Origin of the sequence: Parasedimentitalea marina (assembly GCF_004006175.1) — a bacterium.
Classification (GTDB): domain Bacteria; phylum Pseudomonadota; class Alphaproteobacteria; order Rhodobacterales; family Rhodobacteraceae; genus Parasedimentitalea; species Parasedimentitalea marina.
On sequence record NZ_CP033219.1, the window covers coordinates 178,854 to 198,656 of the forward strand.

At 59.2% G+C, this 19,803-nt stretch carries 20 protein-coding genes; 15 read left to right on the top strand and 5 right to left on the bottom strand.

The features are described from left to right. Positions 1 to 101: 101 nt before the first annotated feature. Positions 102 to 602 carry a hypothetical protein gene (locus EBB79_RS00835; protein WP_127747023.1) on the bottom strand — a complete coding sequence of 167 codons (501 nt, stop codon included), beginning with the start codon at positions 600 to 602 and terminating at the stop codon, positions 102 to 104. A gap of 890 nt (positions 603 to 1,492) precedes the next feature. Between EBB79_RS00835 and EBB79_RS00840 the strand changes: the two genes are divergently transcribed. Then, positions 1,493 to 3,415 (top strand): elongation factor G, encoded by a 1,923-nt coding sequence (locus EBB79_RS00840; protein WP_127747024.1) that lies wholly within the window; start codon positions 1,493 to 1,495, stop codon positions 3,413 to 3,415. A 131-nt stretch (positions 3,416 to 3,546) separates the two neighbouring features. Beyond that, on the top strand, positions 3,547 to 4,074 hold the full coding sequence (locus tag EBB79_RS00845) for a prolyl-tRNA synthetase associated domain-containing protein (protein WP_127747025.1): 528 nt from the start codon (positions 3,547 to 3,549) through the stop codon (positions 4,072 to 4,074). A gap of 493 nt (positions 4,075 to 4,567) precedes the next feature. Here EBB79_RS00845 and EBB79_RS00850 read toward each other — a convergent pair whose 3' ends face one another. After that, positions 4,568 to 5,320, bottom strand: coding sequence for an aspartate/glutamate racemase family protein (locus tag EBB79_RS00850; protein WP_127747026.1), 753 nt, complete (start codon positions 5,318 to 5,320; stop codon positions 4,568 to 4,570). 114 nt (positions 5,321 to 5,434) lie between these two features. After that, on the bottom strand, positions 5,435 to 6,016 hold the full coding sequence (locus EBB79_RS00855; RefSeq protein WP_127747027.1) for an FMN-dependent NADH-azoreductase: 582 nt from the start codon (positions 6,014 to 6,016) through the stop codon (positions 5,435 to 5,437). Positions 6,017 to 6,145: 129 nt separating this feature from the next. Between EBB79_RS00855 and EBB79_RS00860 the strand changes: the two genes are divergently transcribed. Both EBB79_RS00860 and EBB79_RS00865 read left to right on the top strand, forming a co-directional pair. Beyond that, entirely contained in the window at positions 6,146 to 7,024 is an 879-nt protein-coding gene (locus EBB79_RS00860; protein WP_127747028.1) for a LysR family transcriptional regulator, read from the top strand. A gap of 75 nt (positions 7,025 to 7,099) precedes the next feature. Then, positions 7,100 to 8,026, top strand: coding sequence for a DMT family transporter (locus EBB79_RS00865; RefSeq protein WP_238704966.1), 927 nt, complete (start codon positions 7,100 to 7,102; stop codon positions 8,024 to 8,026). Positions 8,027 to 8,029: 3 nt separating this feature from the next. Here the strand turns inward: EBB79_RS00865 and EBB79_RS00870 are convergent, their stop codons facing one another. Beyond that, positions 8,030 to 8,365: an ArsR/SmtB family transcription factor gene (locus EBB79_RS00870; RefSeq protein WP_127747029.1), complete on the bottom strand. Its 336-nt coding sequence runs from the start codon at positions 8,363 to 8,365 to the stop codon at positions 8,030 to 8,032. Between the two features lie 85 nt (positions 8,366 to 8,450). Here EBB79_RS00870 and EBB79_RS00875 point away from each other — a divergent pair, with 85 nt between their 5' ends. From EBB79_RS00875 to EBB79_RS00905, 7 genes are all read left to right on the top strand, one after another. Continuing rightward, positions 8,451 to 9,365 carry a DMT family transporter gene (locus EBB79_RS00875; RefSeq protein ID WP_127747030.1) on the top strand — a complete coding sequence of 305 codons (915 nt, stop codon included), beginning with the start codon at positions 8,451 to 8,453 and terminating at the stop codon, positions 9,363 to 9,365. 184 nt (positions 9,366 to 9,549) lie between these two features. Continuing rightward, positions 9,550 to 9,912, top strand: coding sequence for an AtpZ/AtpI family protein (locus EBB79_RS00880; RefSeq protein WP_127747031.1), 363 nt, complete (start codon positions 9,550 to 9,552; stop codon positions 9,910 to 9,912). After that, entirely contained in the window at positions 9,912 to 10,715 is an 804-nt protein-coding gene (locus EBB79_RS00885) for a F0F1 ATP synthase subunit A (RefSeq protein ID WP_127747032.1), read from the top strand. Before EBB79_RS00880 ends, EBB79_RS00885 begins: the two co-directional genes overlap by 1 nt. 80 nt (positions 10,716 to 10,795) lie before the next feature. Next, positions 10,796 to 11,032 carry a F0F1 ATP synthase subunit C gene (locus tag EBB79_RS00890; protein WP_048599181.1) on the top strand — a complete coding sequence of 79 codons (237 nt, stop codon included), beginning with the start codon at positions 10,796 to 10,798 and terminating at the stop codon, positions 11,030 to 11,032. Positions 11,033 to 11,117: 85 nt separating this feature from the next. Further along, on the top strand, positions 11,118 to 11,666 hold the full coding sequence (locus EBB79_RS00895) for a F0F1 ATP synthase subunit B' (RefSeq protein WP_127747033.1): 549 nt from the start codon (positions 11,118 to 11,120) through the stop codon (positions 11,664 to 11,666). Positions 11,667 to 11,670: 4 nt separating this feature from the next. Next, positions 11,671 to 12,231, top strand: a complete 561-nt coding sequence (locus EBB79_RS00900; RefSeq protein WP_127747034.1) for a F0F1 ATP synthase subunit B — start codon at positions 11,671 to 11,673, stop codon at positions 12,229 to 12,231. Positions 12,232 to 12,523: 292 nt separating this feature from the next. Then, on the top strand, positions 12,524 to 12,952 hold the full coding sequence (locus EBB79_RS00905) for a hypothetical protein (RefSeq protein ID WP_127747035.1): 429 nt from the start codon (positions 12,524 to 12,526) through the stop codon (positions 12,950 to 12,952). Between the two features lie 119 nt (positions 12,953 to 13,071). On the opposite strand, the gene EBB79_RS00910 is transcribed toward EBB79_RS00905, so the two are convergent. Then, positions 13,072 to 13,842 (bottom strand): FadR/GntR family transcriptional regulator, encoded by a 771-nt coding sequence (locus EBB79_RS00910; protein ID WP_127747036.1) that lies wholly within the window; start codon positions 13,840 to 13,842, stop codon positions 13,072 to 13,074. Positions 13,843 to 14,012: 170 nt separating this feature from the next. Between EBB79_RS00910 and EBB79_RS00915 the strand changes: the two genes are divergently transcribed. The 4 genes from EBB79_RS00915 (at position 14,013) to EBB79_RS00930 (ending at position 19,796) form a co-directional block, all read left to right on the top strand. Next, the gene (locus EBB79_RS00915) at positions 14,013 to 15,221 is read left to right on the top strand and encodes an aminotransferase-like domain-containing protein (RefSeq protein WP_127747037.1); all 1,209 of its coding nucleotides are present in this window, start codon (positions 14,013 to 14,015) and stop codon (positions 15,219 to 15,221) included. Between the two features lie 64 nt (positions 15,222 to 15,285). Then, positions 15,286 to 15,678: a hypothetical protein gene (locus EBB79_RS00920; RefSeq protein ID WP_177627755.1), complete on the top strand. Its 393-nt coding sequence runs from the start codon at positions 15,286 to 15,288 to the stop codon at positions 15,676 to 15,678. A gap of 125 nt (positions 15,679 to 15,803) precedes the next feature. Then, complete coding sequence (locus EBB79_RS00925; RefSeq protein ID WP_127747038.1) at positions 15,804 to 19,259, top strand: chromosome segregation SMC family protein; 3,456 nt, start codon at positions 15,804 to 15,806, stop codon at positions 19,257 to 19,259. A gap of 69 nt (positions 19,260 to 19,328) precedes the next feature. Further along, positions 19,329 to 19,796: a YbjN domain-containing protein gene (locus EBB79_RS00930; protein WP_127747039.1), complete on the top strand. Its 468-nt coding sequence runs from the start codon at positions 19,329 to 19,331 to the stop codon at positions 19,794 to 19,796. Positions 19,797 to 19,803: the final 7 nt, after the last annotated feature.

Below are 19,803 nucleotides of genomic sequence, written 5' to 3' on the forward strand. Positions count from 1 at the left end.
ATACACAATTGCCCCCACGGGCGTAACACGCTGGTGGAGGTCGATCCCTGGTACTAGCAAGGACCGGAAGATTCTGGTTCTTCCGGATGTTGGGAGTGGCGTTACGCGGGATCGCGGGCAGAGTCAAGCGGGGCGGCCTGTAGCCATTTGTTTACGGCGTTGACCAGCCGGGCCGGGCCACGGGTGTTGGTATAGCTGGTGACCATGGGATGCAAAGTGCCGCCGATATCCAGCGAGGGGCGGTACATGGTGCTGGCATTGCCGTTGTTCATGGATGAGACCGTGGTTTCCAGCACCGCCTTGTTCAACTGTGACAGGGGGTGGGTGTCTTCGCTATAGGCATAAAGCGATTGCTTGCGGATGGTGATCAGATTGCTGGAGCAGTCAAATATCACCTGCACCCGGCGCACAAAGGCAACAAAGCAGGCCGCCCCGATGCCGCCGCCAAACAGGGCAAAGGGAATGCCAAACTTAGGCTCTTCGATGGCGGTCAATAGTCCAGCGCCGACAAAGGCCAGAATGAACAGGATCAAGGCAATGCCAATCAGCCAGGGCTTGTTGGCTACGATCAGCTGCTGAGGTGTGTTGCGGATGATTTTCATGATGTGGGGGAGGGTAGTTGGTTCTTTGATGATTGCATACTGCCCATTGCCTGCGATTAATCGATGGAATGTTTGGGCTCAGACCTACGTCGTGGTCACCGGTATGTGAGCGGTAAAAGCAACTTGGACGTTGAGCATGTGGATGGGAAGCTAACGTCTTCATTTGGCCCATCTGACCAAGCCAAGTGCACAACGTAAGCCTCGAGGGTTTCCTTCGGATCAACTACGAGGATATCGTCAGATGCACCATCTCTCGCAATTACGTTCAGTCTTTCAACAGCTTCGTATAGTTGGTGTGCATCCCCTAGCTCCCTTCGCAACTGCTCTCCAAGCAGCGTACGTTGGTTGCCTCGGACCAATTCCCAACTCTGCCAATCTATCTCGTCACATTCTCGCATGTGAGTATTCTGGCATTTTGGTAGGTATTCGGCAACGGCAGCAAAGTCCCGCACTGCTGGCATTCACTGCTAGGTTGGAAATCGCCAAATTGGGTCGTGGCTTTGCAGGTTTCATAACTCGCGGAACAAGGCCGTAGGCCGCCGCGCGATCGCCTGCCCGTACTTGCGGGCTGGCGATTTGGTGTGTGTTGCGCCTCCGATTGATGTTGTAAGGACTTGGCCGACATAAAGTGGCCTGCAAGATTTTCGGATCGCCAACCCACGGGCAGGCAATCACGCGGCTTAGTGACCAGTCGGGAATTGGCTCTTGACGGAATCGGGGCCTTGGCAAACACTCAAATTTGTATCCGTGGGAACTACGTGCTCGAACGGGGGTGCGTTCAGGCTATCTTGCGGGTTGAGGCAGAGCTCATATTCAGACAGTCAACGCGGCTGAGACATCCGCGCTTCCCTTTCGTGCAGCCTATTTGGACGCCGAGGAAGGATGAGAGTATGAGAGTCTTTACGATTTTGGGGCCGTCGCAGTCGGGAAAGTCGACGCTTGCGACAGCTTTGGCCGCGCTGGAGGGCAGGGCCGGCAAGCGTCAGGACGTGGCGCAGGTGGCGGCGTTGCAGCCGTTCCAATTCATGAGCGAGGACTGGGCCGCAATTGATATTGCCGGCGGGCCAGAGAATTTGGCGCAGGCGGGCCCCGCCCTGGCGGCCAGTGATGCGGCGGTGCTGGTGGTGCCGGCGGATGCCGAGGCGGCGGTGCTCAGCGCACCTTATATTAGACTGATTGAAGAGGCGGGAATTCCCGCCTTTCTTTTTGTCAATCGGATGGATGTTGCCCCCCACCGCGTAGCGCGGATCGTCGAATCCCTGCAAACCTATTGCCGTCATAATCTGGTGCTGCGGCAGGTGCCGATGCGCCAGGCGGGTGAAGTGATTGGCGCGGTTGATCTGATTTCAGAACGGGCGTGGAAATACAACGAGGGTCGGCCCTCGGCGCTGGTCAAACTGCCGGGCGATATGTTGGGTCGCGAGCAAGAGGCGCGCGGCGAGATGTTGGAGGCGCTGGCGGATTTTGATGATCACCTGATGGAAGAGCTGATCGAGGATCACAAGATCCTGACCGATGAAGTTTACGATGTGGCCACCAAGGTATTGCAGCACAATGATCTGGTGCCGGTGTTGCTGGGATCGGCCAGCCACTGCAATGGCGTTCAGCGGCTGATGAAATCCCTGCGCCACGAGGTGCCCGAGGTTGGGGCGACGCTGGAGCGGCTGTCGCGTGGCGCAAAAACCGGCAGCGAAGTGGTCGCGGTGGGCTGTCTGGCGGATCTGGTCAAGCATCTGGGCAAGACAATAACGGTGCGGGCGATGGACGGTGTCATGGGCAACGGGGTCTCGGTTGCAGGTGCGACGCTGGGATCGCTGACCGGGCTGGCGGCGGGGTCGAACGGTGGCGGCTTGGCTATGGGCGATCTGGGGCAGGCGGTGAAGTCTGACCATCTGAACATGGGCTATGCCTATATGCGCGACGGCAGTGCTGCGCTGCCGCTTTGGGCGCAACCGCATCCCTCGACCTTTCGGCGGGTGGTGACGCCGGTGCGGGATCGGGATGATGCCCGGCTGTCGGTGGCGCTGGAAAAGATGCGCGAGATTGACCCGGCGCTGGTGGTCGAACATCACGCGCAGACCGGTCATGCGGTGTTGAATGCACAGGGCCCGCTGCATATGCGACGTATGCTAGGGGTGCTGAAGCAGGGGTTTGGCATCGATGTCGAGGAGGCGAAAGTGCCGCCAGCCCTGCGTGAAACGATCACCCGGTCGGTTGAGATCCAGCATCGCCACCGCAAACAATCCGGCGGCTCCGGCCAGTTTGCGGATATCAAGATAGAGCTGCGCCCGGAACCGCGCGGTTCCGGGTTTCACTTTGAAGAACACATCAAAGGTGGCGCGGTGCCCAAGAACTATATCCCCTCGGTCGAGGCGGGGGCGCGGGATGCGCTGCGCGAGGGGCTGAATGGGCATCCGGTCGATGATCTGTGTGTGATCCTGAAGGACGGCAAGCATCACTCGGTCGACAGTTCGGATTTTGCCTTTCGCACCGCCGGCAAGAATGCCGTACGCGAAGCGCTGCGCGAGGCCGGGCCGGTGTTGTTGCAACCGATCATGCGGGTGCATATCCATGTACCATCAATCTTTACCGGCGGGTTGGTGCCGGTGGTCAGCGGCATGAAGGGGCAGATTCTGGGGTTTGAAAACAACCCCGAAGCGGCGGGCTGGGATGTGTTTGAAACCCTGCTGCCAATGGCGGTTCAGGATGAGCTGTGCAGCTCGCTGGCCAGTGTGTCGCGCGGGACGGGGTGGTTCAGTACGGATTTCGACCACTACCAAGAGGCCAAGCGCGCGGATTTCGCGGACGCGTAGGGCCACAAGACACAGGAACAAAGGTGCCCGGTCCATAATGGTCGGGCACCGATCCATTCTGCCTCTTGCATTTGTCCGGAATTCCGCGTGATCTGCGCCGAAGCAACACCCTCACGACGGACGGGCCTGATATGGATAACGCACCTTTAGATCTGGACAGTATGCCGGTGTCCTCGGACGCGCTGCTGGCGCAGTTGGACGATTGGGGGCTGGGTTACATCCTACATGAACACCCTCCGCTGCATTCAGTTGGCGAGGCCAAGGAGGTTGAAGCGGCGATGGTGGTGCCGGGTGAAAACGCGCTGCGGGTCAAGAACCTTTACTTGCGCGACAAGAAAAAGCGCAATTATCTGGTGACGCTGGAGCAGGACCGCAAGATTGATCTGAAAGAGTTGGGCGCGGAACTGGGTGTGGGCAAGCTGTCGTTTGGCTCGGCGGATCGGCTGATGCAGCATTTGGGTCTGTTTCCCGGCGCTGTAACGCCCTTGTCGATGATCACCGGCGTGCAGAACGAGGTGCAGTTCTTTATGGACAGTGCTGCGCAGCAGGCGGATGTGGTCTATATGCATCCGCTGGTGAACACCCGCACCGTCGGGATGCCGCGCGCGGACCTGCTGGCGTTCTTTGAACGCATCGGCTGCGCGGTCACCTGGATCTGACAGCGCGCAGATCCGTGACCCGTCCGGGCGAGTGGCAATGGACGTGATTTGGGCAACACGGTTAAGACTAGAAATGTCACGCCTGGCGGTACGTCGGGCAGCGCCTGACCTTCCCCACGGGAAGGCGCTTTCGCACCTCCCTAAGGTCAGGTGCCGCCCTTGGATCTAACTTTCCAGCGTTTTCAACTGAGTTGGCAGACACTTCTGCCCAGCAGGAGTGACCAACCAAGCGGGGGCTACGTCGGTTGCTGTCTGTTTGTGATATTGTCTGGTCGTAAATCGTAGCAGCAAAGTTAAGAATGGCGACGTCGCCAAGGCGGAAGCGGACGGGAGATCAGTCCCGTGTGCTAAACGTTGTCTCTGCATGTCCCGTGATATGGGACCCTGTTCCAAATGCCGGGAATGTCAGGCCCGGCGGTCATCGCGATTGGGGCAATATGTTGTGTATAGGGTAAAGCCCGGTGAACTGAGCGTTCGCCCCATGTGCAACGGGTTAGCTGGTTTGTTCCTCGGTCAGGGCCAGATCCAGCGCGGCAGCGACATGGGCGGCTGATGGATTGACGAACAAAAAGCCCTCGGTCTGGAAACTGACGTCGTCCAGATGGTCGGGAAAGGCCAGCGGCAGTTCGGTGCAGGCCAGCAGGATGGCGGTGCCGGGTGTGGCGTGGCGCTTGCAGAAGGCCAGCAACCGGGTGCGGGCGCGGTCAGATCCACCTGAATAGAAATCCTCGTCGATCATGGATTGCATCTCGGCGATTTCGGTATCGGGGAGCTGGTCGTTGGCGGTAATATCGTGGGCGGCCAAGGCCTCGGCGTAGTTGCTGGCCTGCATGGTGACGGCGGTGCCCAGGACCAGCGCGGTGGTGGCGCCAGTGGCGGCGGTGGCCTTGGCGGCCTCGTCCAGGATGCTGATGATCGGCATGCTGACACCCTGTCGGATGGCATGCAGGCGGGCATGGGGCGTGTTGCTGGCCATCAGGGCAAAATCGCAACCCGCGGATTCCAGCGTCAGCATGGCGCGGCGAAATACGGCGTCAAACGCGGCCCAGCTGGCCTCGTCTCCGGCGGTGCCGCGCAGGCTGCGGGTGTGGGACTGGGTGACGGATTCGATTGTCATCGGGGGAACGGGCAGCGGAGAGAACGCGCCTCGGGCGGCAAAAAAAGCACCCGAGCCTTTGGCGATGGCGCGGTAATAATCAACGGTAGAGGCCCAGCCGACCCCGCCAAGAATGCCAATCTTCTTCATCGTCATACTCCTGCCTGCTGCGATAATCCCATATAGGTGGGGCATCGGTGTGTCAGGTGCAAGCAGGGTTAGCCGCCGACCAGGGGGAGATCGGCGGCGTTTGGTCTGTGTTTTCTAGGCGGCAAGGGCCTCGATTGCGCTGTTGGCGCGAGCCATTGCCGCTTCGGCGTCTTGGCCCATGGCATCGGCAGACACAAACTGCACATCAGTGATGCCGATAAAGCCCAATACATGGCGCAGGTATCCGGTCGCAAAATCGATGTCTGAGCCAACCTGAGTGCCGCCAGTGGCCACGGCAACAATGGCGCGTTTGCCTGTCAGCAGACCCTCGGGGCCGGCTTCGGAATACGAGAACGTCACCCCGACGCGGGCCATCAGGTCGATCCAGGCCTTAAGGCTGGCAGGCACCGAGAAGTTGTAGATTGGCATGCCAATGACCAAGGTATCTGCTGCTTTTGCTTCGTCAACCAGTTGGTCAGACAGCGACAGCAGATCGCGCTGGACGGCGTCGCGGTCATCAGCTGGGGTGAAATTGGCATTGATCCAGCCTTCGGTAATCTGCGGCAGGGCACTTGATAGATCGCGGCGGATTACGGTGTCGGCGTTCAGGCGTGCGATGATCTTTGCGGTCAGTTCGCGCGAGGTGGAGCCCTCGGTGCGGGCGGAGGCGTCGATGTGCAGAACGGTCTGTGTCATATCTATTGATCCTTGGTTTGAGTTGCTTGCCCTATACTTGGGGTCTTGCAATTTTGAACACAATCACCGACAACTCACATGAGTTGTGCAAAAATGCGCATATAAGCGCAAATGTTTGGGAGCGTGAAGATGGAGAACTGGGACGAGGTTCGCACGGCGTATCAAGTGGCACGCATGGGTACCGTTAGTGGCGCTGCCGAAGTGCTGGGTGTGCACCATGCCACCGTGATCCGACATATTGACGCCATCGAGGCCCGGCTGGGGGTGAAGCTGTTTCAACGTCACGCCCGTGGTTACACCGCAACCGAGGCCGGTGCGGACCTGCTGCGGGTGGCGCAGGCGACCGATGATCAGTTCAGCCAATTGGTCGGACGGCTAAAGGGACAGGGTGACGATGTCTCGGGCGAGCTGGTGGTGACGTCCCTCGCAACTCTGGCACCGATGATGGTGCCGGTGCTGACTGAATTTCAAAATCAGCATCCTGGGCTGGTTCTGCGTTATCTGACCGGTGACCGGTTGTTTCGGTTGGAATACGGCGAGGCCCATGTCGCAGTGCGAGCAGGCGCCGCGCCGGATCAGCCTGACAATGTTGTACAACCTTTTGTCAAACAGAAGGTCGGTTTGTATGCCTCGCAAGACTATGTGGACCGCCACGGTATGCTGAAGGGCTTTGATGATTTCAACAATCACCGGTTCATCGGGACCGATGACGACGGCAGCCGGGCCCCTTTCAACAAGTGGCTGCGCGAGCATGCAACGGACGAAGCGATCACCTTTCGCTGCACCAACGGATTTACCATGCACGAGGCCGTGCAGTGTGGTGCCGGGATTGGGTTTATGTCCATGTGGGAGGCGGCACGGCACAAAGACCTGGTGCAGATGATGGAACCGCAGCCCGAGTGGGAGGGCTCGCTGTGGCTGGTCACCCATGTGGATCTGCACCGCACCAACAAAGTACAAAGCTTTCTGACCTTCCTGAAGGAACACGCCAAGGGCTGGTGCCAATGAGCAACGCAAAGCATTTCGGGAAAAACAGGCATCACAAAAACCCTGCCAGGCAGGTATTTTCTCGGGTTTTTTGTGATGCATGATGTTCGCGGTATGCCGCAAAATGCCGCACTGCGTGGGCATCTGGCGATGCTGGCGTTCTCGGCGTTGGTGGCCGGGTCTTTCTCGCTGGGCTCGATGATTGCCAATGACATTGCCCCGGCGGCACTGAATGCGGCGCGCTTTGTCCTTGCGGCGGCCCTGGTGGGCAGCGTGGCGATGGCGACCCATGGATTGCGGCTGCAGCAGTTTCGCGCGCCCTGGCGATTTGCGCTGCTGGGCGGGTTATTTGCGGGTTATTTCGTGCTGATGTTCTACGGGCTCAAAACGGCCGCACCAGTCAGCGCCGCTGCGGTGTTCACGTTGATGCCGGTTCTGAGTGGCATTGCGGGCTGGTTCTTGCTGCGTCAGATCACGACCCCGCGGATGGCGCTGGCGCTGGCCATCGGTGGGGTCGGGGCCCTGTGGGTTATCTTTCAGGCCGATTGGGATGCTTTTCGCGCGTTTCAATTTGGTCAGGGTGAAGCGATATATTTCTGGGGTTGCGTGGCGCATGCAATCTATACGCCGCTGGTGCGCAAACTGAACCGTGGCGAACCTCCGGTGGTGTTTACCTTCGGCATGCTGGTGGCCGGCGCGGTGATCCTGCTGGTGTTCGGCTGGTCCGACATTCGCGCCACCCAGTGGCTGCAACTGCCGTTGATCGTCTGGATCGGGCTAGGCTACCTGGTTGTCTTTGCCAGCTCCGCAACCTTTGTCCTGCTGCAGTTTGCAACGCTGCATCTGCCCTCGGCCAAGGTCATGGCCTATACCTATCTGACGCCCAGTTGGGTGATCCTCTGGGAGATCGCTCTGGGGCGCCCGGCGCCTGCTGGCATGATCCTGATCGGCATTGCCCTGACGGTGATTGCGCTGCTGTTGCTGCTAAAGGACGACACCAAGCCGACAGCAGCCAAAGCATAACTGCTAAAGGCCGCCGGTGTCGCCAAACTCAGCCGCCAGAAAGCGCTCAAAGGCTTCAAGGTTCACCGGCTCAAACTGACCAAACCCCTGCATCCAGATGCTGGTGCTGCGCATGGCGTCGGGCTGCAGCTTGCACCATTTCACCCGACCACGCTTTTCCTGCACGATCAGCCCGGCACGACCCAATATCATCAGGTGCTTGGAGATCGCAGCCAGCGAAATGTCAAACGGCTCGGCCACATCACTCACCGCCATGTCATCCTCTAACAGCATGGTCAGGATCGCCCTGCGGGTGGGATCAGCCAATGCGGCAAACACGGTATCAAGGGGATCACTCATGCGCCCACCTTTAAACCGCAAGTTCTGGATCGACAATGGTGACAGGGAACAGTCATAACAGGCGCAACAGCAGGAGTTGCGCGAAATGGCACTGAAATATTGGGCGGTGATCTTTATCTTGGGTATCGGCTGGGGCATGTCTTTTATGTTCAACGCCATCCTTCTTCGCGAAATGGGTCCGCTGTCAGTGTCCATGGGACGGGTTGGTCTGGGCGCGCTGGGCTGTTGGATCTATGTGCTGGCCTCGCGCAAACCTGTCAAGCTAACGCCGCGCCGTGCTGTGGCCCTGCTTGGTTTTGGCATGCTTAGCTACGCGGCCCCATTCGCCTTCTACGCGCTGGGTCAACAGCATATCGCCAGCGGTGTGGCTGGCATTATCAATGCCATCACCCCGGCCTTTGCCGTTGTTGTGTCACATTTCTGGCCAGGCGGAGAGCGCGCCACAGTACTCAAATCTTTCGGTGTGCTCTGCGGTATTGGTGGCATCGTGGTCCTGTCGCTGCCGGTGCTGCAATCCGGCCAAACCTCAGCGTTATGGGCGGTGCTGCTGACCCTCTGTGCGCCGATCTGCTACGCCTTCTCTGTTAACCTCGCACGGGCCTTTCGCGACATGGAGGCCGTGGTGCTGGTCGCCCTCGCTCTGACCGGAGCGACCCTGGCAATCACTCCGCTGGCCCTGTGGAGCGAAGGTGTGCCGGTGATCACAAAAGCAGAGACCTGGGCCTCGCTGGCGGTGATCGGGTTCATCCTGACCTCGGCGGCCTTCATTGTCTTCTACTGGATCCTGCCCAAGGTCGGGCCGACCAATATCACCATGGTGACCTTCATCGCACCGATATCAGCCCTGGTTCTCGGGTCCTGGATTCTGGGGGAACAGCTGCTGCCAGAGCACTTGGCAGGTATGGCGGCGATCCTGATGGGGCTGCTGCTCATCGACGGCCGAATTGTGCGCGCCCTGCGCCCAGGTCATGCTGAAAAGCAAAATCAACCCAACGGTTGAATATGGAATTCATCAGCAGGCGGGGGCGGACCTGGCGCCCCGGCGACCACGCCCTGTTTCATCTTTTCTATAAATACTCAATATAACAACGGCTTGCATGAATCTCAACGCGGGCAATTGAAGAATTGACTCTGCGCCCCCATGCCCTTAGCACCACAGACAGATTTCGCGTGAGGATGGCGCAGTGACAGATGACGACCAAAAGCAGCGTATGGCGCAGCTGGAGGACAAGCTGGCAGCGGCGCGTAAGGCCCAAGAGCCCAAGCCGCGCGCGGATGAACACTACTCGATGGCCAATATGGCCTGGCGGATGGTGATAGAATTGGTGGCCGGTCTTGGGATCGGTTTTGGCATCGGATATGGGCTGGATAGCCTGTTCGGGACTCTCCCGATCTTCATGGTGCTGTTTATAATGCTGGGTCTTGCGGCCGGGGTGAAGACAATGCTTCGCAGCGCGCAGGAGATCCAGGAAAAGACAATGGCCGAACAGGCCGAAAAAAATGCGAAAGACCGGGGTGCGCCCCCGGCGACAGGAGAAGCGGACTGATGGGCAAGATTTTCTTTTACGTGGCTTTGGTTCTGGCCGTTGTTTCCGGCCTGATATTCGCGCCTGAGCAGGCCGGTCTGCAGATCCACCCGATGGAGCAGTTCATCGTTCAGCCGCTGTTCGGCCACGGCGAGATTTCCTGGTACACCCCAACAAACGCCACCCTGTGGTTGCTGCTGGCTGTAGCGGCTGTATTCGCCCTGATGGTACTGGGCTCGTCGCGCCGCGCTATCGTGCCATCGCGCAGCCAGTCGATTGCTGAACTGGCCTACGGTTTTGTTTACAAAATGGTTGAAGACGTTGCTGGCAAGGACGCCATCAAGTTCTTCCCCTATATCATGACCCTGTTCATGTTCATCGTCATGTCCAACGCACTGGGTCTGCTGCCGCAGAGCTTTGCAACCACATCGCACATCGCGGTCACCGCTGTTCTGGCGATGCTGGTCTTCCTGACCGTGACCATCGTTGGCTTCGTTAAAAACGGCGCCGGTTTCCTGGGGCTGTTCTGGGTCTCCAGCGCGCCACTGGCGCTGCGTCCGATCCTGGCGATCATCGAGCTGATCTCGTACTTTGTGCGCCCCGTGAGCCACTCCATTCGTTTGGGCGGCAACATCATGGCGGGCCACGCAGTTCTGAAAGTTTTCGCGGGTTTCGCCGGCGCACTGGGGCTGTTCAGCTTCCTGCCGATCTTTGCGATCACCGCAGTTTACGCCCTGGAGGTCCTGGTGGCCTTTATCCAGGCCTATGTCTTCACCATCCTGACTTGTGTGTACCTGAAGGATGCACTGCACCCGAGCCACTAAGGCAGGATTTGAAAGTTTACCGGGTGAGCATTCCGTTCACTTGAACCTAAATCACTAATTCCATCGTAAGGAGAATACACATGGAAGGCGATATCGCACAAATGGGTCAGTTCATCGGCGCAGGCCTGGCAGCAATCGGTTCCGGCGCAGCCGCAATCGGTGTTGGCCACGTCGCTGGTAACTTCCTGGCAGGCGCACTGCGCAACCCGTCAGCTGCTGCTGGCCAAACTGCTACTCTGTTCATCGGCATCGCCTTTGCAGAAGCCCTGGGCATCTTCTCGTTCCTGGTTGCTCTGCTGCTGATGTTTGCTGTCTAAGACTCTTCGGAACCTAAATCCTTACGGTCGGGCAGTGTGACAATCGCACTGCCCGATGTAACGGCAAGTTCCTTTGGAGGACGACATGGCATCAACTACGCAAGAGGCTGGTCACGGTGCAGCCGAGGCTGCCCAAGGCGGCGGATCTTCGATGCCGCAGCTGGACTTCTCTACTTTCGGGAACCAGATTTTCTGGCTCGCGGTCACGCTGGTCGTGATCTATCTTATCCTGTCGCGCGTTGCGCTGCCCCGTATCGCGGCAGTCCTGGCTGAGCGTCAGGGGACTATCACCAATGACATCGCAGCGGCTGAGGATCTCAAGGCCAAAGCGGTTGAGGCTGAAAACATCTATAACAAGGCGCTGGCGGATGCCCGTGCCGAAGCTCAGCGTATCGCTGCTGAAACCCGTGCCGAAATTCAGGCCGGTTTGGACGAAGCGATTGCTCAGGCGGATGTGGACATTGCTGCCAAGGCGGCTGAGTCTGAAAAAGCCATTGCAGAAATCAAAGCAGGCGCGCTGGACAGCATCACCGCTGTTGCCAACGACACTGCGGCCGAAGTTGTGGCTGCTCTGGGTGGTAAAGCTGACGCCAAGGCAATTGCTGCGGCTGTTTCCAACCGGATGAAAGGATAAGACCATGCGTACTATTATTGCTCTTGCCCTGACATTTGGCGCTGCAAGCCCGGCGCTGGCTGCATCGGGACCGTTCTTCTCGATGGCTAACACCAACTTTGTTGTGTGGCTGGCGTTCCTGTTGTTTGTTGGTATCCTGCTGCTGGTCAAAGTGCCCGGCATGCTGGGTGGTCAGTTGGACAACCGCGCGGCTGGTATTCAGTCGGAACTGGACGAAGCCCGTGCCCTGCGTGAAGAGGCCCAGACTGTTCTGGCGTCTTACGAGCGTAAGCACAAAGAGGTTCAGGAACAGGCAGACCGCATCGTTGCGGCCGCCCGTGAAGATGCCTCTGCTGCGGCGGATCAGGCCAAGGCCGATCTGGAGACCTCGATTGCGCGCCGTCTGGCCGCTGCCGAAGACCAGATCACCTCGGCCAAAGATGCTGCGGTCAAGGACGTTCGCGATCAGGCAATCACCATTGCCATTGCGGCTGCGGATCAGGTTATCGCCAAGCAGATGACCGCAACCGAAGCCAACAAGCTGATCGACGCGGCCATCACAGACGTGGACGCCAAGCTGCACTAAGCTTTGATGTCTTCTTGAATAAGAAAAACCGGTCCTTGTGGCCGGTTTTTTTATGGAAGCAACTTTCTTGCAAGGATTGTTTTCACAGATCTCACTTCCCCTTTAAGTACTTGACTCTCTTTGAGCTTACTGTTCAATAGATCAAAGTTTTGGAAAGCAATTGGCCCATATATTCTAAGAGATTTGTCGTTTTACTGTCAGCAATTGCGTGATCCAGTTTATTAAGAAACACGCCTGACGCGTGACATTATTCTATTTAGAAAATGTCCCGAAGCGTCGGCAAGGAGGCATCATGATTGGTTCATTTTCGAGAGTTGTTCTTTCCGTAATTGCACTGTGCACTATATCAACCGTGGCCCAGGCCAAAGTAGTGGCATGCACTTTCGATAAAGTGACGTCGGTTGGTATGGGCAGCAAGAAAAACACCAGAGATTTTTTGGGTGAAACCATCACTTTTGATACCACCAAAGAATTGATCAACGTCAAGTGGACCGATGGTGTCTCGGGTTGGATGTCTGCAGACAAAATTATGAAAAACGGAAGCTTCACGTCGTATATACTATTTAGTGATATTGAGTTTTCAGACGGAACCTATCCTATGAAGTTTCTCTTTCGGCTGTCAGCAGATGAAGCCGGCGCCGAAGTACGGTCGGAAATGCAAAAGAATGCAGGTGGTGGAAGAGAGTGGAAGGAAAATGCAGCACGCTACACGTGCGCGTAAATCCAATTTTGTCCTAATGCCTCTCGGCCTGTGATGAGCAACTGTTCAGGTAAGGCCTGGCGCTGGGACAAGCAGTCGCCAGTGGCTTGTGTAGAGTGCGTGCTGGCTCGGCACTGCTCTCACCCCTTCTCTGCCTCATGCTGCAGCCGCAGTTGTGCAACAGCGGCGTTGGCTTCGGCTTTTTGATGATCGGCCAATGCCTGTTTCACATAGTCTAGGTGGGTTTCAACCGCGGTACGGGCAGCCGCTGAATTGCGGGCTTGCAAAGCGGCGTTGATGTCGCGGTGTTGCCCCAGCAGGGTGTCATAGGTGATGTGTTGGCCGAACATGATGCGGCGGTTGTAGAACACGCCTTGGTGCAGCAGGTCGAACATCGACCGCATCATATGCAGCATGATCACGTTGTGGCTGGCGTCCATGATGGCGGAATGGAACTGGGCGTCCAGACTGGCGGCCTCGTCTGACAGCGACGGATCACCCGCCGCGACCATCTTATCAAATATAGTCTGGATAAGCGCTAAATCCGCATCCGAGCCAAAGCGCGCGGCCCTCTCGGCTGCCAACCCCTCCATATCACGGCGAAAGGACAGGTAGTCGAACACCGCCTCGTCATGGGTGGCGAACAGCTCGATTAATGCCGGGGAAAAGGCTGAGCCAAGCACATCAGCAATGAAAATGCCCGAGCCGGCCCTGGCCGCAAGCAGGCCTTTGTCTTGAAGGGTCGCGATCGCGTCGCGCAGCGAGGGGCGCGAGACGCCCAGCCGGTCTGCCAGATCACGCTCGGGCGGCAGACGTTCACCGGGGGATAAAATACCGCGCAGGATTAGCTGCTCTATCTGGCGCACAACCGAGGCTGAGAGTTTTTCGGGTTGGATCTTTTGAAAGGGCATGCGGCTGCTCAACTGGATTGGTCAATTCATTTGACCACGCCACAGAGGAGGCCGCAAGGGCCGGATGATGCGGGGCGCTATCACGATGATTGTAACATTAGGTCAGTATTATTGACATTATTAGGAGGAGGGCTAGCCTCGACCCCAGAGCCACAATATTGGAGCCACAGATGTCCCTGACCCAGAGTTTTGCCAGCCGTGCGTCGCGGATGACGGCCTCGGAAATTCGCGAGTTGCTGAAGCTGCTGGATAAGCCGGGGTTGATATCCTTTGCGGGGGGTATCCCCGATCCGGCCCTGTTTCCGGCCCAGGAATTTGCCGCGGCCTTTGCCCGGGGGCTGGCGCCAGAGCAGCAGGCGCAATCGTTGCAGTACTCGATCAGCGAAGGGTATTTGCCTCTGCGGGAGTGGATTGCGGGCGAGATGGCCAAGATTGGCGTGCCCTGTACTGTCGACAACATTCTGATCACCTCGGGCTCGCAGCAGGCGCTGGACTATTTGGGTAAACTGTTCCTGTCGCCCGGGGACACCGCGCTGGTGGGCTGGCCGACCTATCTGGGCGCGCTGGCAGCGTTCAATGCCTATGAGCCGCGCTATGATCAGTTGAGTGTCAGTGGCAACCGGACCGCCGCCAGCTATGTGGCGGGTGCCGAGGCTGAGGGCGGGCGGGTGAAGCTGGCCTATTTGTCGGCCGATTTCGCCAATCCGACGGGGGAAACCCTGGGTCAACAAGGACGCGAAGCGCTGTTGGACATGACCGAGGAACTGGAGTGTGCACTGATTGAAGATGCTGCGTATCAGGCCTTGCGATATGATGGCGAAGCCGTGCCGCCCATTTTGGCCACCGAGATTGCCAGGAGGGGATCAATCGAGGACTGCCGGACGATCTATTGTGGGTCCTTCTCAAAAACGCTGTCGCCTGGGTTGCGGCTGGGCTGGGTCGTTGCGGCCAAGCCGGTGATCTCGCAGCTGGTGTTGATGAAACAGGCAGCAGACCTGCATACGGCGACGCTGAACCAGATTGCGGTGCATGACGTGGCCTCGCGGGTCTTTGACAGTCATGTGGAGACCATACGCACAGCTTACCGGCAGCGGCGCGACGTCATGCTGGACGCCTTGAGCGCGCATATGCCCGACGGTGTGACCTGGACCCGCCCCGAAGGTGGCATGTTCATCTGGCTGACGTTACCCGCTGGATTGAACGGGGCGGATCTGCTGGAACGCTCGATTGACAGTGTCGGCGTTGCCTTTGTGCCGGGCAGCGCGTTTTTCGCCGATAAGAGTGGTGAGAATACCATCCGGCTTAGCTTTTCCTGTTCGGACGAGGCGCAGATCAATGAGGGGATTATGCGGTTGGGGCAGGTGATCCGCGGGGCGTAACTGCGCCGGAGCTGAAGGGAAATGTTAACCAAGATGCGGGACCCTGTGATCGAGGGATCGTAGTATGCGCGTCTGTGTTTTAATAAGTATTCTCCTGCTGGCCAATTGCGCCGACGAGACCCGGCATTTTCGCGGGGTCGATCCGCTGCGGGTGACGGTGGACAGCAGCACCTTTGACATCCGGTTGCGCGGCAACCTGGCCGAGGCCATTCGGGTTAATCCGCAATACGCGCCCCGGCTGGGTCCTCTGCGGGCGCGGGCGGGGTTTGCAATGGCAAAGGTCAGCGGCTGTCAGGTGACCGGAGTGCTGGGGGATCAATCGGTTTTGACTGGCATTCTGGACTGTAATGATGCCGTGAAGGGCCCGGTGCGGCCCGACTATGGCTGCAAAGACGTGGTGCAGTGGCTTGACGCCCAGGGACCTGAGGGCCGTATCGGCTATGTTTGCTCTCCTTAATTTTGCAATTTCCCGCAGTAGCGCAACATATGGTGGTGCGATTGTTGCTTTCTGGGGCTGGATCATTGACACAAATGGCTTGAATCGCTCAGGTTTCTGGCAGACGGAATCAAGAAGGGGCGGTTTTGCGCTTTTCCAAACTCAGGCTGACCGGCTTTAAAAGTTTTGTGGATCCAACCGACCTGATCATCTCGGACGGGTTGACGGGCGTTGTCGGGCCCAATGGCTGTGGTAAGTCCAATCTGCTTGAGGCGCTGCGCTGGGTGATGGGTGAAAACCGCCCCAAGTCGATGCGTGGCGGCGGTATGGAAGACGTGATTTTCGCCGGGGCCCATTCGCGCGGCGCGCGTAACTTTGCCGAGGTCAGTCTGCAGATCGACAATACCGAGCGTCTGGCGCCCTCGGGGTTCAATGACAGTGACAATCTGGAAATCGTACGGCGGATCACCCGCGATGTGGGCAGCGCCTATAAGGCCAACACCAAAGACGTGCGGGCCCGCGATGTGCAGATGCTGTTTGCTGATGCCTCGACCGGGGCGCATAGCCCGGCATTGGTCGGGCAGGGGCAGATTGCGATGCTGATCAATGCCAAGCCCAAAGCCCGGCGGCGCATTCTGGAAGAGGCGGCGGGGATTTCGGGTCTGTATCAGCGGCGGCACGAGGCCGAGCTGAAGCTGAAGGGGACCGAGACCAATTTGCTGCGGGTCGATGATGTGATCGAGCAACTGGCTGCGCAGCTGGCGCAATTGGCCCGACAGGCACGGCAGGCGCAGCGCTATCGTGACATTGGCGAGCAGTTGCGCCGGGCCGAGGGCATGTTGCTGTATCGGCGCTGGCGCGAGGCCGATGACACACGGCTGGCCGCCGAGCAGGTCGACCGGGCACGGGTCACGCAGGCCGCCAAAGCAGAGGCGATGGCGCGACTGGGAACCGAGGCTCGCGCGCAAGCCGAAGAAAAACTGCCTGCTCTGCGGGACGAAGAGGCTATTGCCGCGGCTGTATTGCAGCGGTTGGTGGTGCAGCGCGACGCGCTGACTGCCCAAGAGGCGCAGGCGCGCCAGGCGATAGAGACCCTATCCAACAGGATTTTGCAGCTGGGTCGTGACATCGACCGCGAAAGCGGGCTGAACCGGGACGCGGGTGAAACCATGGAACAGCTGGAGTGGGAAGCGCGTGAGCTGTCCAAGGCCAGTCAGGGGCATGAGGACCGTCTGGGTGAGGCAGTTGACCGCTCCCGCGATGCCTCGGGGGTTTTGCAGGGTCACGAGGGCCATCTGGCGCAATTGACCGAGGACGTGGCCCGGTTGGCGGCACGGCATCAGTCGGCGCAGCGACTGGTCGAAGATCATAACCGGGCCCTGATGCGGGCCATGGGCGAGGGCGATCGGGCGCGTACCGCTGTGGACGAGGCAAAAGCGGCTCTGATACGGGTTGAGGCCGAGTTTGAGGCGGCGATTGAAGCCGAAGAAGAAACCCGGGAGGCGGCCGAGCTGGCCGAAGAGGCGCTGGCGGCGGCGGATGAGATGCGCAGCGAGACGCAGGCGCGAGAGTCGGATGCGCGGGCGCAACGCTCTGAGGCGGAGGGCGAATTGGGGGCCCTGCGGGCCGAGGTGACAGCGCTGGCCAAGCTGGTCGAACGCGACACCGCCGAGGGCGGCCAGGTGCTGGATGAATTGCAGGTTGAACCGGGCTTTGAGAAGGCGCTGGGGGCCGCGCTGGCGGATGATTTGCGGATGCCATTGGTTGCGATGGACGGCCCCTCGGGCTGGGTGGACCTGCCGGGCTATGGGCGCGACCTGCCAATGCCCGAGGGATCACAACCGCTGGCGCGTCATGTGTCTGGTCCGGTTGCTTTGGGGCGGCGGATTGCGCAGATTGCGCTGGTTGACGGCGACACCGGGCCCCGTTTGCAGGCGCAGCTGCAACCGGGACAACGGCTGGTTTCTCTCGAAGGGGATCTGTGGCGGTGGGATGGCTTTCGGGCCTGGGCCGAAGACGCACCAAGTGCGGCGGCGCTGCGTTTGGAGCAGTTGAACCGGCTGGAAGCGCTGAAACAAGAAATGGAACGGGTTGGCGCCCGTGCCGAGGGTGCCCGGGCGGCGCATGAGGTGCTGGTGCGCAAGTTGGAACAGGTGGCCCAGGCGGATCAGGATGCCCGTCAGGCCCGCCGCGCTGCGGATCAGCGCGTGGCTGACAGTGCGCGGACGCTGAGCCGGGCCGAAGCGAACCGGAACCTGGCCGAGGGCAAGCTGGAGACGCTGGGCATCGCGGTGGCGCGCCATGACGAGGACGCCGAGGCCGCGCAGGAACACCTGTCCGAGGCCAAAGAGGGGCTGGAGGATCTGGGCGATCTGGACTCGGCCCGCATTGGTGTCGAGGACGTCAAGCAGGCAGTCGAGGCGGCCCGTGTTACCATGCTGTCGTACCGGTCAGCCCATGACGAACTGCGCCGTGAGGGCGAGGCGCGCACCAAGCGGGCGCAGCAGGTGACCAAAGAAGTCAGTGGCTGGAAACACCGGTTGGACAGCGCTGAGCGGCGGATTACCGAACTGGCCGAACGCCGCGAGGCCTCGCAGGAGGAGCTGGAAGAGGCCAATGCGGTGCCGTTTGAGATCGCCGAGACGCGCGAAGAGCTGACCGAAGCCATCGAGGATGCCGAGGCCCGCAAGGCCGATGCCAGTGACGCGCTGGTTGGGGCCGAAACCGTGCTGCGCGACGCGGTGCAGACAGAACGGGAGGCCGAGAGGCTGGCGTCAGAGGCGCGCGAGGCCCGTGCCCGTGCCGAAGCGCTGAGTGAAGCCGCGCGCGAAACCGTGGGACATGCCGCTGACCGCATTGCCGAGGATCAGCAGGTGACGCCGCAGCAGTTGCTGGAGCAGCTGGATGCCGATCCCGACGATATGCCCGCAGCCGAGGTTCTGGAGGTTGAGGTCAACCGCCATAAACGGCAGCGCGATGCGCTGGGCGCGGTCAACCTGCGTGCTGAAGAAGACGCGCGTGAGATCCAGGAAGAGCATGACACTCTGGTCAGTGAGAAATCCGATCTGGAAGAGGCGGTCAAGACCCTGCGCAACGGGATTGCCAGCCTGAACCGCGAAGGCCGCGAGCGGTTATTGACCGCGTTTGAGCAGGTCAATGGCAGTTTCTCGTCGCTGTTCCGGCATCTGTTTGGCGGCGGCGAGGCGAGCCTGGTGATGGTCGAAAGCGACGATCCACTGGACGCCGGGCTTGAGATCATGTGCCAGCCGCCGGGCAAGAAACTGTCGACCCTGTCGCTGCTGTCCGGTGGTGAGCAAACGCTGACCGCGATGGCGCTGATCTTTGCGGTGTTTCTGGCCAACCCGGCGCCGATTTGTGTGCTGGACGAGGTCGACGCGCCGCTGGATGACGCCAATGTCACCCGTTTCTGCGACTTGTTGGATGAAATGTGCCGTCAGACCGATACCCGGTTCTTGATCATCACGCACCACGCCGTAACAATGGCGCGCATGGACCGGTTGTTTGGTGTGACCATGCAGGAACAGGGGGTCAGCCAGTTGGTCTCGGTCGATTTGAAAAAAGCCGAGGCGATGGTGGCCTGATCTTCTATTGCTATTGCGGGGTTAGATCTGCCTTAACGAGCGCGAATTTATAAGTAAAAGGAAATACACATGACTATCATTACAAAACTTGCGGTTGCTGCCGCGTTTGCCTTGCCATCGCTGGCATCCGCCGAAAATCTGGTGGCGTCAGACCCTGACACTCTGCTTGAGTTCTTTGTCGAAGAAGGTGGCGATGTCGAACGCACCGTGGACAATGCCGGTGATCCGAAGCTGAAGGTCGAGTATTATGGCTCGGATTTTGTTTTGTATTTCTATGATTGCACCGACAATACCGATTGCAAATCGATCCAGTTCTTCTCGGGGTATAAAACCGAAGGCGGTGTGCGCAAGTCCAAGGTCAACAGCTGGAATGCTGATAACCGCTTTGCCCGTGCCTATATTTCCGAAAGCGGATCGGCCCGGATCGAGCATGACCTGTATCTTGGCAACGTGGGCATCGATGCGGATGATTTTGCCGCGCTGGTCGCCAAATGGACCAAAGCCGAGGCCGAGTTTGAAGAGTTCATCGACTGGTGAAACAAAC

What these genes read in the sequence shown, in the direction of transcription:
- EBB79_RS00860 (WP_127747028.1), top strand. Translation starts at nt 6,146, where the DNA reads ATGGAGAACTGGGACGAGGTTCGCACGGCGTATCAAGTGGCACGCATG.
- EBB79_RS00915 (WP_127747037.1), top strand. Translation starts at nt 14,013, where the DNA reads ATGTCCCTGACCCAGAGTTTTGCCAGCCGTGCGTCGCGGATGACGGCC.
- EBB79_RS00840 (WP_127747024.1), top strand. Translation starts at nt 1,493, where the DNA reads ATGAGAGTCTTTACGATTTTGGGGCCGTCGCAGTCGGGAAAGTCGACG.
- EBB79_RS00895 (WP_127747033.1), top strand. Translation starts at nt 11,118, where the DNA reads ATGGCATCAACTACGCAAGAGGCTGGTCACGGTGCAGCCGAGGCTGCC.
- EBB79_RS00855 (WP_127747027.1), bottom strand. Translation starts at nt 6,016, where the DNA reads ATGACACAGACCGTTCTGCACATCGACGCCTCCGCCCGCACCGAGGGC.
- EBB79_RS00910 (WP_127747036.1), bottom strand. Translation starts at nt 13,842, where the DNA reads ATGCCCTTTCAAAAGATCCAACCCGAAAAACTCTCAGCCTCGGTTGTG.
- EBB79_RS00905 (WP_127747035.1), top strand. Translation starts at nt 12,524, where the DNA reads ATGATTGGTTCATTTTCGAGAGTTGTTCTTTCCGTAATTGCACTGTGC.
- EBB79_RS00920 (WP_177627755.1), top strand. Translation starts at nt 15,286, where the DNA reads ATGCGCGTCTGTGTTTTAATAAGTATTCTCCTGCTGGCCAATTGCGCC.
- EBB79_RS00850 (WP_127747026.1), bottom strand. Translation starts at nt 5,320, where the DNA reads ATGAAGAAGATTGGCATTCTTGGCGGGGTCGGCTGGGCCTCTACCGTT.
- EBB79_RS00900 (WP_127747034.1), top strand. Translation starts at nt 11,671, where the DNA reads ATGCGTACTATTATTGCTCTTGCCCTGACATTTGGCGCTGCAAGCCCG.
- EBB79_RS00930 (WP_127747039.1), top strand. Translation starts at nt 19,329, where the DNA reads ATGACTATCATTACAAAACTTGCGGTTGCTGCCGCGTTTGCCTTGCCA.
- EBB79_RS00875 (WP_127747030.1), top strand. Translation starts at nt 8,451, where the DNA reads ATGGCACTGAAATATTGGGCGGTGATCTTTATCTTGGGTATCGGCTGG.
- EBB79_RS00865 (WP_238704966.1), top strand. Translation starts at nt 7,100, where the DNA reads ATGCATGATGTTCGCGGTATGCCGCAAAATGCCGCACTGCGTGGGCAT.
- EBB79_RS00835 (WP_127747023.1), bottom strand. Translation starts at nt 602, where the DNA reads ATGAAAATCATCCGCAACACACCTCAGCAGCTGATCGTAGCCAACAAG.
- EBB79_RS00885 (WP_127747032.1), top strand. Translation starts at nt 9,912, where the DNA reads ATGGGCAAGATTTTCTTTTACGTGGCTTTGGTTCTGGCCGTTGTTTCC.
- EBB79_RS00870 (WP_127747029.1), bottom strand. Translation starts at nt 8,365, where the DNA reads ATGAGTGATCCCCTTGATACCGTGTTTGCCGCATTGGCTGATCCCACC.
- EBB79_RS00845 (WP_127747025.1), top strand. Translation starts at nt 3,547, where the DNA reads ATGGATAACGCACCTTTAGATCTGGACAGTATGCCGGTGTCCTCGGAC.
- EBB79_RS00890 (WP_048599181.1), top strand. Translation starts at nt 10,796, where the DNA reads ATGGAAGGCGATATCGCACAAATGGGTCAGTTCATCGGCGCAGGCCTG.